This window comes from Corallococcus caeni, from assembly GCF_036245865.1.
Lineage (GTDB): Bacteria > Myxococcota > Myxococcia > Myxococcales > Myxococcaceae > Corallococcus > Corallococcus caeni.
In genome coordinates this window covers 35,061-47,176 of sequence record NZ_BTTW01000007.1, presented here as the reverse complement: position 1 = coordinate 47,176, position 12,116 = coordinate 35,061, and the positions used below count along the sequence as shown (strand labels likewise).

Here is a 12,116-nt window from a genome sequence, read left to right as displayed (position 1 = left end):
GAGCGCCCTGCCCGCTCGGCTGGAGCCGCCCGGCCCCAAACTCAGGCACCGCCGCCCGAACCGTGCCGCTTGAAGCCCTGCAGGTTCCACCCCGACAGCTCGGGGATGCGACCGTGGTCGGTCATCTCGAAGTGCAGCGGCGTCACCGACACGCGCTTCTCGTCGAAGACGGTGTTGCAGTCGCTGCCCGGGATGTCCTCGTGCGCGTACTCCGTGCCGCCAATCCAGTAGTACTTGCGGCCGCGCGGGTCCTCCTTCTCCACGACGTTGTAGCCGTAGGAGTGCCGCCCCTGCCGGGTGATGACGTAGCCGTCCGGCTCCACGCCCCCCGGGATGTTCACGTTGAGGAGCATCCGGGGCGGCAGGGGCCGCGACAGCGCCTCCGTCACCAGCGCCCGCGCGAAGCGGCCCGCCGGCCCGAAGTCGAACGGCCCCCGCGTCACCAGACTGAACGCGATGGCCGGAACGCCCAGGAACGCGGCCTCCATGGCCGCCGCCACCGTCCCGGAGTACGTGACGTCGTCCGCCAGGTTCGCGCCGTGATTGATGCCGGAGACCATGAGCTGGGGACGATTGTCCTTCAGCAGGTGGTTCACCGCCAGATACGAGCAATCCGTGGGGGTGCCGTCCACGGCGAACCACCGCTCGCGCACCTCCTTGATGCGCAGCGGCCGGTGCAGGCTGATGGCATGGGAGGCGGCGCTCTGCTCGCGGTCAGGCGCCACCACCCACACCTCGCCCAGGGGGCTCACCGCCTCCACGAGCGTCTGCAGCCCTTCGGAGAAGTAGCCGTCGTCGTTGGAGACGAGGATGCGGGGGCGCGAAGTGCTCACGGTCACTGCTTCTTCGCGAGCGAGCGGAAGGCCGTACGGCCCGCGTACCGCGCCCCGGCGCCCAGCTCCTCTTCGATGCGCAGCAGCTGGTTGTACTTGGCCACGCGGTCGGAGCGCGACGCCGAGCCCGTCTTGATCTGCCCGCAGTCCAGCGCCACCGCGAGGTCCGCGATGGTGGTGTCCTCGGACTCGCCGGAGCGGTGGCTCATGATGGACGTCATGCCCGCCTTGTGCGCCATGCGCACCGCGTCGAACGTCTCCGTCAGGGAGCCAATCTGGTTCACCTTCACCAGGATGGAGTTCGCCGTGCCCGTCTGGATGCCCTTGGCCAGGCGCTCCACGTTGGTGACGAAGAGGTCGTCGCCCACGAGCTGCACCTTGTCACCCAGCGCGTCGGTGAGCTTCTTCCACCCCTCCCAGTCATCCTCCGCCATGCCGTCCTCGATGGAGATGATGGGGTACTTCTGCGTCAGGCCCCGGTAGTACTCCAGCAGGCCCTGCGAGTCGTACTCCTTGCCCTCGCCCTTGAGCTTGTACTTCTTGGAGCCCTTGTCGAAGAACTCGCTCGCGGCCACGTCCAGCGCCAGGAACAGCTGCTCGCCCGCCTTGAAGCCCGCGGCGTCGATGGCCTCCATGATGAGCTTGAGCGCCTCCTCGTTGGCCGGCAGGTCCGGGGCATAGCCGCCCTCGTCGCCCACGCCCGTGGCCAGCTTGCGGCCCTTGAGGATCTTCTTGAGCGCGTGGAACACCTCCGCGCCCCAGCGCAGGCCCTCCGCGAAGGTCTTCGCGCCGGCGGGCACCACCATGAACTCCTGCACGTCCACGCGGGTGTCCGCGTGCGCGCCGCCGTTGAGGATGTTCATCAGCGGCACGGGCAGCGTGCGCGCCTGCAGGCCGCCCACGTAGCGGTACAGCGGCAGGCCGTGCGCGTCCGCCGCGGCGCGCGCGGCGGCCATGGAGACGGCGAGGATGGCGTTGGCGCCCAGCTTGGACTTGGTGGACGTGCCGTCCAGTTCAATCATCCGCTGGTCCACGGCGACCTGGTCCACGGCGTCCATGCCGATGAGCGCGGGCCCGATGGTGTCGCGCACGTGGTCCACGGCCTTCTGCACGCCCTTGCCCAGGTAGCGGCCCTTGTCACCGTCGCGCAGCTCGTGCGCCTCGTGCTCGCCGGTGGAGGCGCCGGAGGGCACCGTCGCGCGGCCGCGCGAGCCGCCCACGAGCAGCACTTCGGCCTCCACGGTCGGGTTGCCACGGGAATCGAGCACTTCACGCGCCAGGATTTGAGCGATCTCGGTCATAGGCGGCCGTTTCTACGAGGCACGGCCGGAACGGGCAAGCGCGCTCGCACGGGCCGCCTGCTACAGTGTCCAGCCGCCGAATGCCTCCTCCTCCCAAGCGCCGCGCCACGGGCCCCGACCCGCTTCCCGGTCAACGCGCCCGGGGTGCCCTGCTGGGCCTCGCCATCGGCAACGCCCTGGCCGTGCCCACCGCAGGAAGGCCCTTCTACGCACCGGCCTTCCCCCAGCTCGCCGAGGGGCCGTACCAGGGCATGCACGGCGGTGGACAACACGACCTGCGCAAGGGGCAGGTGACGGAGCCCACCCAGCTCGCGGTGGCGCTGGCCCTGAGCCTGCGCGACCTCAAGCGCTATGACGCAGGGGACGCGCTCAAGCGCTACCGGGCGTGGCAGCCGCACGCCATCTCCGTCAGCGAGCCCATGCGGGAGCTGTTCCAGGAGTGTGACGCGAGCCCCACGCCCCAGCTGAAGGACGCCGGCAAGCGCGTCTGGCAGAAGAACTTCCGCCGCCTGGCCCCCGCGGGCGCCCTGCCCCGCGTGGTGCCCCTGGGCGTGGTCCTGGCGAAGGACTCCTTCGCCCTGGCCAGGGCCGCGCTGGAGGACACCGCCCTCACCCACTTCGACCCGCGCAGCCAGCTGGCCAGCGCGGGGCTGTGCGCCGCCATCGCCAAGGCGGTGACGGGAGGGCCGAACCTGAAGGCCGAGGACCTGCTGCCGGCCGCGGAGGTGGGCATCTCCCTGGCGGCCGCCGCCCTGGGGAAGCAGGAGAAGGACTACGTCCAGGAGGTGTCCCAGGCCGCGGGCCTCCTGCGCGAGGACCTGGCCCTGGCGGCCAAGGACGACCCGCAGCTCTACGGCCCGGAGCTGCACATGCACCGGCCCGGCAATAACGCGGTGCGTGCCGCGTTCCGGCTGGCCTTCTGGGAGCTGCTCCACGTGCCCACGGCGGAGGCCGCGCTCCTGGACGTCATCCACCGGGGCGGCGACACGGAGGTGCACGCCTCCGTCACCGGCGCGCTGGTGGGCGCCTTCCACGGTGAAGGGGCGCTGCCGGAGGAGTGGTGCGAGAAGGTCCTCCTGGCCCTCCAGCCCTACAACCCCCTCCAGAAGGGGACGGTGCTGTGGGAGGTGTACCACCCCCGGCACCTGCTGCTGCTGGCCCCGGCCTAAGGAAAGCCCCGCAAATGCGAAGCCCGCGGGGGCCGTCCGGTGAGGGAAGGCCCGTCCGCGGGCTTGAGGACACGCCGTGGCTCCGGGGCCACGGGTGGGATGGGTCATCAGCCGAGGAGGTCGATGACGACGACGCCTCGCGACGGCTTCTCGTCCTCGGTGTCCGTCCTCCGGTGGGGACGGTCATCGGGTGCGGGCAGTGGGAGCTCCACTACCGGCCGCTCGTAATCCTCGCGGCGGAGCCGCTCGCGGCGCTTGATTTCTTCAATGATGAACGCGTCGAGCATGGGTTCGGTCTCTCCCTCAGCCTACGTACCCCGATGTACGCCCGCCGTCCCGCCCCCTTACCACTTCCACATCTCTTTGATGCAAATTAAGAACCCCGGTTTCTTTCTGGGGACGCCGCCCTGATTCCGCATGGCTGCTCGTCCAGCTCCCGACATCCGGGACAGGGCAACCGTGCCACGGATGTCAGGGAGACGTCCGTGGACGTTCAAAATTCGCCTGATCCTAATGCGCCCACCGCGCGCCGCAACACGACTCATTTCAGGTGGCCCCCCTGCCCTCGCGCGGCACGGCTCCAGCCGAAAAGGGCCCGCCCGCCCTCCTGCTCCCTTGCACGGCGTGGGCCGCGTGGGAAGACAGGCTGGCGGGCGGGGAGCTGACGCGGAACGTCAGCGGTGACGGAGGCCGTCGACGAAAGCCGTCAGGGGGCTTCCGCGCGACGCTTGAAGGCCTCCAGCATCTTGGGGAGCTGGGTCTCCGTGAGGGTGTTGATGATGGCCTTGGGGATGAGGGCGCCCAGGGCCATCTCCACGTTGTAGGTGGCGCGCGTCTTGCCCTCGCCCTCGGGCTCCAGCGTCCAGCTGCCCTTGTTGTCCTTCATCACCTCGCCCTCGACGAAGGTCCAGGACATGCGCTTGGGGCGCTCCTCGGTGACGCGGATGGTGTAGCGGATGCGCTTCACCACATCGACCTCGTAGTGCACCTGGACGGTGTTCCCCTGGCGCTGCGAGGTGGAGACCTTCTTCACCTCCGGGAGGAACTCCGCGTAGCGGTCGTAGTTCGTGATGATGTCGAAGACCTTCTCGACGGGGGCGTTGATGGTGATGGTGCGCGTGGCGCCGGCCATGACGGTGTCTCCGGGAGGCGTGAAGGACTCAGGCTGGGGGACAGCTTACGGCGCGTAGCCCGGCTTCTTGTCGAACTTGTGGATGGATTGGATGAAGCGGACGGTGCCCGTCTTGCTGCGCATGACGACGGAGTGCGTCTCACAGCCACCGCCGAAGAAGCGCACGCCCTTGAGGAAGTCGCCGCTGGTCACGCCCGTGGCGGCGAACATCACCTCACCGCGGGCCAGCTCCTCGGCGGCGTAGATCTTGTGGATGTCGGCGATGCCCATCTTCTTGGCGCGCTCGATTTCGCCCTGGTTGCGCGGCACGAGCCGGCCCTGCATGTCGCCACCGGTGGCGCGGATGGCCGCCGCGGCGATGACGCCTTCGGGCGCGCCGCCGATGCCCATGAGCACGTCCACGCCGGAGCCCTCGAAGCAGGTGGCGATGGCGCCCGCCACGTCACCGTCCTCGATGAGGCGCACGCGGGCGCCCGCGGCGCGGACCTCCTTGATGAGGTCGGCGTGGCGCTCGCGGTCGAGGATCATGACCGTGAGGTCCTCCACGTAGAGCTTCATGCGCTCCGCGATGGAGCGCAGGTTGTCCGTGGGGGACTTCATCAGGTCGATGGCGCCCTTGGCGCGAGGGCCGACGGCGATCTTCTCCATGTACGTGTCGGGCGCGTTGAGCAGGCCGCCGTGGCTGGACATGGCCACGACGGAGATGGAGCCCGGGCGGCCGTAGGCGCACAGGTTGGTGCCCTCCAGCGGGTCCAGGGCGATGTCCACCTCGGGGGCGCCGGCGGCGCGGGCGCCTACGCGCTCACCGATGTAGAGCATGGGCGCCTCGTCGCGCTCGCCCTCTCCGATGACGACCGTGCCGTCGATGTTCAGCGCGTCGAAGGCGCGGCGCATCGCGTCCACGGCGGCCTGGTCGGACTCGTCCTTGTTGCCGCGGCCCATGAGCCGGGCGGAGGCGATGGCCGCCATCTCGGTGACGCGCACGACCTCCATTGCCAGGTTGCGATCCATTGTCGGGTGCTCCTCGTTCGGGAATTCGGGAAGGGGAAAAGCTTCAGGTGTCGGTGTCGTCCGCGGCCTTCAGGCGGGCGATGGATTGGGGCAGTCGCTGGGGTCTACCGTCGCGCCCCACGCAGGCGTGCATCGTGCGGCCGGTGCACAGGAGCGTGGGAGCGTCACCGTCGCGCAGCAGCTCGTAGGTGAACACGAGTGACGCACGGCGCAACTCGTCCAGGGTGGTGCGGATGAGGAGCAGGTCGTCGTAGCGCGCGGACGCCTTGTAGTGGGCGCTGGCCTCCACCACGGGCAAGAGCAGTCCGGTGCTCTCCAGTTCGCGGTAGCTGCCTCCGTGGGCACGGAAGAACTCGCTGCGGGCGAACTCGAAGTAGCGGAAGTAGTTCGCGTAGTAGACGACCCCCATCTGATCCGTGTCGCCGTAGATGACGCGCAGCCGTGCCTCGACCATTGAGGCGCCCATATCAGGGCGGGGTGACGTGTCCAAGCGGTGGGCGCGCATGTTGGTTGCTTCTGTTCATCCGGCCGGAGAGGCTGCCGCACCATGTCGCGCTTCCTCGCCGCCCTCCTCGTCCTGTTCGCCCTGCCGGCTGCCGCCAAGGCCCCCAAGCTCACGCTGTTCATCAGCGTGGACGCCATGGGCAGCGACCTCCTGCTCCGAAGCCGTCCGCGCCTCACCGGAGGCCTGGGCCGCCTGCTCTCCACGGGCGCGTACTACCCCTACGCCCGGTACGCCTACGCGGAGGCGCGCACGGCCCCGGGCCACGCGACGCTGGCCACGGGCGCGAACCCCTGGCGCCACGGCATCGTGGACAACGACGTCTACGACCGCGCGGCCGGACAGGCGGTGCAGGTCTACACGGACCCGACGCATCCGGTGCTGAACGGGGAGACGCCCCCGGGGTCGGACACGAGCCCGGTGAACCTGATGGCGGAGACGCTGGCGGACCGGCTGCGCGTGTCCACGCAGGGCCGGGGCAAGGTGGTGGCGCTGTCGTACAAGTCGCGAGCGGCCATTCCGCTGGCCGGGCGGCAGGGCCAGGCGTGGTGGTTCGACGAGGCCACGGGGCGGATGGTGACGAGCACCTGGTACGCGAAAGCGGAGCCCGCGTGGATGCAGGCGTTCAACGCGCGCAAGCTGGCGGACGCGACTTTCAGCAAGACGTGGGAGCTGTTGCGCCCGCGCGCCGAGTACGTGGGTGACGATGACCGCGCGGTGGAGCCGGAGGCCTATGGCATGGGGCGCGTGTTCCCCCACGCGCTGAAGGGCGGGCTCCAGGCGCCCGGGCCCGCGTCGTACCGGGCGTTCGCGGTGTCGGGGTTCTCGCATGACCTGCTGGTGCAGGCGGCGAAGGCGGCCATTGAAGGTGAAGGGCTGGGCAGGGACGAAGTGCCGGACATCCTCGCGGTGAGCTTCAGCGGCACGGACGCGGTGTTCCACGCGTTCGGGCCGTACTCGTGGGAGATGCAGGACACGATGCTGCGGTTGGATCAGGCGATGGGCGAGCTCATTGCCGCCGCCGAGCGCGCGGCGGGCGGGAAGGCGAACCTGGTCATCGCGCTGTCGGCGGACCACGGCGGCGCGGAGATCCCGGAGGCGTGGGCGCAGGCGGGCGTGCCGGCGGCGCGGCTCAACCCGGTGGAGGCGGCGAAGGGGCTGGCGCAGGAGCTGAAGGCGAAGTTCGGCGTGGACGTGACGGTGAAGCTGCTGGAGCTGGACGTGTACCTGGGCGGCAAGGCGCTGGACGACGGCAAGGTGGACGCGGTGGCGGTGCGGCGCGCGGCGGCGGCGTGGCTGGCGAAGCAGCCCTACACCGTGTGGGCGGTGGCGAAGGACGACCTGGCCACGGCGGCGGATCCGGATGGGCTCATGGCGGCGATGCGGCGCGGCTACTACCCGATGCGCAGCGGCGACGTGCTGTACATGTCGAAGCCCTTCCAGGTGATCAGTGACTATCCGCGCGGCACGAACCACGGCACGCCGTATTCCTATGACACGCAGGTGCCCGTGGTGTTCGCGGGCAAGGGCGTGAAGGCGGGGCTGTACCTGGAGGAGATCAACCCCGTGGACGTGGCCCCTACCCTGTCCGCGCTGCTGGAGATGGGCATGCCCGCGTCGGCGGAGGGCAAGCCGCGCGCGGAGGCGCTCACCGGGGCGCGGTGAGCGCGGCGCCCGTCGAAAGCAAAGGGCAGGTCGGATCCGGTTCCACCGGCCCGCCCTGCCCTTCAAACAACGTGGAATGAAGTGTCGCGTCAGCCCTGTGTGGGGCGGGACTTTCGCGCGGGCTTCTTCGTCGTCGCGATCTCCAGCGACAGGTCCATGGCCCGCGCCGAGTGCGTCAGCGCGCCCATGGACACGAAGTCCACGCCCAGCTTCGCGAGCCTCGGCAGCCGATCCAACGTGACGCCGCCCGAGACTTCGATGGGCACGCGGCTCGCCGTCAGCTTCACCGCTTCGCGGATCTGCGCGTCGTCCATGTTGTCCAACATGATGACGTCCGCGCCCGCGGCGATGGCCTCCTCCAACTGCTTGAAGTTGGTGACCTCCACTTCAATCTTCACCAGCCGAGGGCCATTCAGCTTCGCACGGCGGACCGCTTCGGTGATGTCTCCACCCACCGCCGCGATGTGGTTGTCCTTGATGAGGATGCCGTCGAAGAGGCCGAAGCGGTGGTTGGAGGCGCCGCCCATCCGCACCGCGTGCTTCGCGAGGCCCCGCATGCCCGGCGGTGTCTTGCGCGTGTCCAGCACCCGCAGCTTCGACCCCCGCACGGAGGTCATCGCCTGCTGGGCCAGCGTCGCGATGCCGGCGGCGCGCTGCACCAGGTTGAGCGCGGTGCGCTCCGCGGCGAGCAGCGAGCGCAGCTTGCCGTGGACGCGCGCGGCGACCACCTTCGGTTTGATCTCCTCGCCGTCGCGCTTGAGGACCTCCACCTCCACCTCCGCGTCCACCATGTGGAAGACGCGGACGAAGGCATCCAGGCCGGCGACGATCATCTGCTCCTTCGCGACCAGCTCACCACTGCCCTCCGCGTCAGCGGGAACCACCGCCAGCGAGGTGACGTCCCCCGCCGCGCCCAGGTCCTCGTCGAGGGACAGCGCGATGAGCCGATCGAGATAATCCTGCTGCACTTCCGCCTCCTACCGGCGCGCCTTGCGCGCCGGCTTGCCCCGAGTGGTCTTCTTCGCCGCGGACTTCTTCGCGGCGGCCTTCTTCCCCGCCGCCTTCTTCGCGGAAGCCTTCTTCGCAGGGGCCTTCTTCGCGGCCGTCTTCTTGCCCGCGGCCTTCTTCCCCGCCGCCTTCTTCGCAGGGGCCTTCTTCACCGCCGCCTTCTTCGCGGCCGGCTTCTTCCCAGCGGCCTTCTTCGCGGGGGCCTTCTTGCCCGCCGCCTTCTTCGCGGCCGGCTTCTTGCCCGAGGCCTTCTTCGCCGGAGCCTTCTTCGCGGCCGGCTTCTTCCCAGCGGCCTTCTTCACCGGCTTCGCCGAGCCCTCCGGCGCCTCGCGGGCGTCGCCGCCCTCCTTGGCCCGGTCGAACTCGCGCATCGCGTCGTCCACGAGGCCCATGCTCATGTACGCGACGCCCAGGTCGTGGTGGTCCGCCGCGGACAGCCCTTCCTTGGTGCCCTCGCGCAGCTTGTTGAGCGCCTCCTCCACCACCGGGTCCGCCGCCTTGGGCGCCTGTGAAGCCTCCTCGGCTTCAATCTCGCCCTTCAGCTCCTGGCCCAGGTTCACGCCTTCGTCCTTTGGTGCCCGCGGCTCGGCGGCCACCTTCACCTGCGCGCTCTCGGGCGCGATGTTCTCGGACGCTTCAGGGGCTTCGGACTCGGTGCTGCCCGGTAACGGTGACGGCGTCTCGGACATGGGGGGCTCCGGGGCGATGCGCTGGAGGTGATCCTGCAGCTTGACCGTGCGCTCCTGGAGCTCCGTCACCCGGGCCTTGTCCTTCTCCACCACGTCCGGCGGAGCACGGGCCACGAAGTTCGGGTTGTCCAGCTTGCGCTGCAAACTCGAGAGCTCCTGCTCGGCGCGGGCGATCTCCTTCTTCAGGCGGTCGCGCTCCGCGTCCAGATCCACCAGGCCCGCCAGGGGCACGTAGATCTCCAGGTTGCCGCTGACGAACGCCGCCGCCTGCGGAGGCTTGGCGCCCGGCGGGCCCACCACCACCTCGGACAGGCCCGCGAGCGGCATCAGGTACGCGCGCCACCGCTCCAGCAGCTCGCGCGTCGTCGCGTCCGGGCTCTGCACCACCGCCTTCACCTTGGCGGACGGCGGCAGGTTGCTCTCACCGCGCAGCGTGCGCAGGCCCTCGATGGCCGCGATGACCGGCGCCATCTCACCTTCCGCGGCCGCGTCCACCCACGCCGTCTCCGGCTCCGGGTACGCCGCGATGCAGATGCTCTCCGTGGGCCTGGACATCGGCAGCTTCTGCCAGATCTCCTCGGTGATGAACGGCATGAACGGGTGCATCAGCCGCAGGATGCGGTCCAGGCACGTCACCAGCACCGCGCGCGTGGTGTCCTTGGCCTCCGCGTCCTCGCCGTACAGCGAGCCCTTCGCCAGCTCGATGTACCAGTCGCAGAACTCCGCCCACAGGAACTGGTACAGCGTGGAGGCCGCTTCCGCGAAGCCGAACGCCTCCAGCGACGCGCGCGTCTGCTCCGTGGCCGTCTGCAGCCGGGAGAGGATCCACCGGTCCGCCAGCGTCAGCTTGCGGCCCTCCAGCGGCGTGCGGTCCAGGCTGAAGTCGCCCATGTTCATCAGGGCGAAGCGGCTGGCGTTCCACAGCTTGTTGCAGAACGCCTTGTAGCCACCCAGGCGATCCATGGACAGCTTGATGTCGCGGCCCTGCTGCGTCAGCGACGCCAGCGTGAAGCGCAGCGCGTCCGCGCCGTGCGCGGGCATGCCCTGAGGGAAGCGGTTGCGCAGCGACGGCTGCAGCGCGTCCGCCTTCGCGCCGAGGATGACGTCCAGGGGATCGATCACGTTCCCCTTCGTCTTGGACATCTTCTCGCCCTTCTCGTCGCGCACCATCGCGTGCAGGTACACGGTGCGGAAGGGCACATCGCCCATGAAGTGCAGGCCCATCATCATCATCCGGGCGACCCAGAAGAAGATGATGTCGTGGCCCGTCTCCATCACGGACGTCGGGTAGAAGGTCTTCAGGTCCGCCGTCTGCCTGGGCCAGCCCAGCGTGGAGAACGGCCACAGCGCGGACGAGAACCAGGTGTCCAGCACGTCCGGGTCCTGCGTCAGCTCCGTGCCGCCGCACTTGGGGCAGGACTCCGGCGTCGTGCGCGACACGATGACGTCCGCCGTGTCCTTCGAGCGCGCCTCCGGGGGCGTGCACGCCGTGCAGTACCACGCGGGGATCTGGTGGCCCCACCACAGCTGGCGGCTCACGCACCAGTCGTGGATGTTGTTCATCCAGTGGAAGTACGTGTTCGTCCACGACTCCGGGACGAACTTCGTGCGGCCCTGCTGCACGGCCTCGATGGCGGGCTTCGCCAGCGGTTCAATCTTGATGAACCACTGCGGCGACAGGCGCGGCTCCACCACCGTGGCGCAGCGCTGGCACGTGCCCACGCTCAGCTTGTGCGGCTCCTCCTTCTCCAGGAGGCCCAGCTCCGTCAGGTCCGCCAGCACCTGCTTGCGCGCCTCGGTCCGGTCCAGGCCCGCGTACTTGCCGGTGTCCTTCGTCATCCGCGCCGCTTCGTCCAGGATGGACAGCATCGGCAGCTTGTGGCGCAGGCCCGTCTGGTAGTCGTTGAAGTCGTGCGCGGGCGTGACCTTCACCACGCCCGTCCCGAACTCCATGTTCACCAGCTCCGCGTCCGCGATGATGGGGATCTCGCGGTCCGTGAGCGGCAGGGACACGCTGCGGCCCACCAGGCCCAGGTAGCGCGGGTCGTCCGGGTGCACGGCCACCGCCGTGTCGCCCAGCAGCGTCTCCGGGCGCGTCGTCGCCACGGTGAGCGAGCGGTCGCTGTCCTTCACCGGGTAGCGGATGTGCCAGAGCGAGCCGTTCTTCTCCTCGTGCTCCACTTCCAGGTCGGAGAGGGCCGTGCGGCAGGACGGGCACCAGTTGATGAGCTTCTGGGCCCGGTACATCAGGCCCTCTTCGTACAGCCGGACGAACACCTCGCGCACCGCGGCCGAGGACTGCTCGTCCATGGTGAAGCGCTCGCGGCTCCAGTCCAGCGACGCGCCCAGGTAGCGGTGCTGCTCGCCGATGCGCGCGCCGAACTTGCCCTTCCACGTCCAGACGCGCTCGAGGAACGCCTCGCGGCCCAGGTCGTGGCGGCTCTTGCCTTCGGTCTTCTTGAGCTCCTTCTCCACCACCATCTGCGTGGCGATGCCGGCGTGATCCGTGCCCGGCAGCCAGAGCGCGTTGAAGCCGCTCATGCGCTTCCAGCGCGTGAGGATGTCCTGGATGGTGGCGGTGAGCGCGTGGCCGATGTGCAGGCTGCCCGTGACGTTGGGCGGCGGCAGCACGATGCTGAACGGCGGCTTGGCGGAAGGGGCTTCGGCGCGGAAGTAGTCGCGCTCCAGCCAGTGGTTGTACCACCGCGCCTCCACCTCGGAGGGCTCGTAGGCCTTGGACAGTTCAGTCGTGTCAGTCATTGCAAGCGGCCGGCCCCCGACGGGGCCGGCGGGGAATCAGGGGGGA

General features: G+C 69.6%; 10 protein-coding genes. 2 read left to right on the top strand and 8 right to left on the bottom strand.

The features are described 5' to 3' along the window. Positions 1-41: 41 nt before the first annotated feature. Both surE and eno read right to left on the bottom strand, forming a co-directional pair. The gene (surE, locus tag AABA78_RS27285; RefSeq protein ID WP_338267281.1) at positions 42-833 is read right to left on the bottom strand and encodes a 5'/3'-nucleotidase SurE; all 792 of its coding nucleotides are present in this window, start codon (positions 831-833) and stop codon (positions 42-44) included. A gap of 2 nt (positions 834-835) precedes the next feature. Beyond that, the gene (gene eno / locus AABA78_RS27280; RefSeq protein WP_338267279.1) at positions 836-2,134 is read right to left on the bottom strand and encodes a phosphopyruvate hydratase; all 1,299 of its coding nucleotides are present in this window, start codon (positions 2,132-2,134) and stop codon (positions 836-838) included. 80 nt (positions 2,135-2,214) lie between these two features. Between eno and AABA78_RS27275 the strand changes: the two genes are divergently transcribed. Next, positions 2,215-3,303, top strand: coding sequence for an ADP-ribosylglycohydrolase family protein (locus AABA78_RS27275; RefSeq protein ID WP_338267277.1), 1,089 nt, complete (start codon positions 2,215-2,217; stop codon positions 3,301-3,303). A gap of 107 nt (positions 3,304-3,410) precedes the next feature. On the opposite strand, the gene AABA78_RS27270 is transcribed toward AABA78_RS27275, so the two are convergent. The 4 genes from AABA78_RS27270 to AABA78_RS27255 form a co-directional block, all read right to left on the bottom strand. After that, positions 3,411-3,590: a hypothetical protein gene (locus tag AABA78_RS27270; protein WP_171412519.1), complete on the bottom strand. Its 180-nt coding sequence runs from the start codon at positions 3,588-3,590 to the stop codon at positions 3,411-3,413. Positions 3,591-4,009: 419 nt separating this feature from the next. Next, a complete protein-coding gene (locus AABA78_RS27265; RefSeq protein ID WP_014396139.1) occupies positions 4,010-4,435 on the bottom strand; it encodes a type II toxin-antitoxin system RatA family toxin in 426 nt (141 codons plus the stop codon). 45 nt (positions 4,436-4,480) lie between these two features. Further along, entirely contained in the window at positions 4,481-5,446 is a 966-nt protein-coding gene (gene glpX, locus AABA78_RS27260; protein WP_171412518.1) for a class II fructose-bisphosphatase, read from the bottom strand. Positions 5,447-5,489: 43 nt separating this feature from the next. After that, entirely contained in the window at positions 5,490-5,900 is a 411-nt protein-coding gene (locus AABA78_RS27255) for an acyl-CoA thioesterase (RefSeq protein ID WP_338267271.1), read from the bottom strand. A gap of 93 nt (positions 5,901-5,993) precedes the next feature. On the opposite strand from AABA78_RS27255, the gene AABA78_RS27250 reads away from it, so the two are divergent. Then, positions 5,994-7,613 (top strand): alkaline phosphatase family protein, encoded by a 1,620-nt coding sequence (locus AABA78_RS27250; RefSeq protein WP_338267270.1) that lies wholly within the window; start codon positions 5,994-5,996, stop codon positions 7,611-7,613. Between the two features lie 89 nt (positions 7,614-7,702). On the opposite strand, the gene nadC is transcribed toward AABA78_RS27250, so the two are convergent. After that, entirely contained in the window at positions 7,703-8,581 is an 879-nt protein-coding gene (gene nadC / locus AABA78_RS27245; RefSeq protein ID WP_338267269.1) for a carboxylating nicotinate-nucleotide diphosphorylase, read from the bottom strand. A 9-nt stretch (positions 8,582-8,590) separates the two neighbouring features. Then, entirely contained in the window at positions 8,591-12,070 is a 3,480-nt protein-coding gene (locus AABA78_RS27240) for a valine--tRNA ligase (RefSeq protein WP_338267267.1), read from the bottom strand. Positions 12,071-12,116 lie beyond the last annotated feature (46 nt).

Coding starts and splice junctions, on each gene's coding strand:
- eno (WP_338267279.1), bottom strand. CDS start 2,134: ATGACCGAGATCGCTCAAATCCTGGCGCGTGAAGTGCTCGATTCCCGT.
- AABA78_RS27275 (WP_338267277.1), top strand. CDS start 2,215: ATGCCTCCTCCTCCCAAGCGCCGCGCCACGGGCCCCGACCCGCTTCCC.
- AABA78_RS27270 (WP_171412519.1), bottom strand. CDS start 3,590: ATGCTCGACGCGTTCATCATTGAAGAAATCAAGCGCCGCGAGCGGCTC.
- AABA78_RS27265 (WP_014396139.1), bottom strand. CDS start 4,435: ATGGCCGGCGCCACGCGCACCATCACCATCAACGCCCCCGTCGAGAAG.
- glpX (WP_171412518.1), bottom strand. CDS start 5,446: ATGGATCGCAACCTGGCAATGGAGGTCGTGCGCGTCACCGAGATGGCG.
- AABA78_RS27255 (WP_338267271.1), bottom strand. CDS start 5,900: ATGGTCGAGGCACGGCTGCGCGTCATCTACGGCGACACGGATCAGATG.
- AABA78_RS27250 (WP_338267270.1), top strand. CDS start 5,994: ATGTCGCGCTTCCTCGCCGCCCTCCTCGTCCTGTTCGCCCTGCCGGCT.
- AABA78_RS27240 (WP_338267267.1), bottom strand. CDS start 12,070: ATGACTGACACGACTGAACTGTCCAAGGCCTACGAGCCCTCCGAGGTG.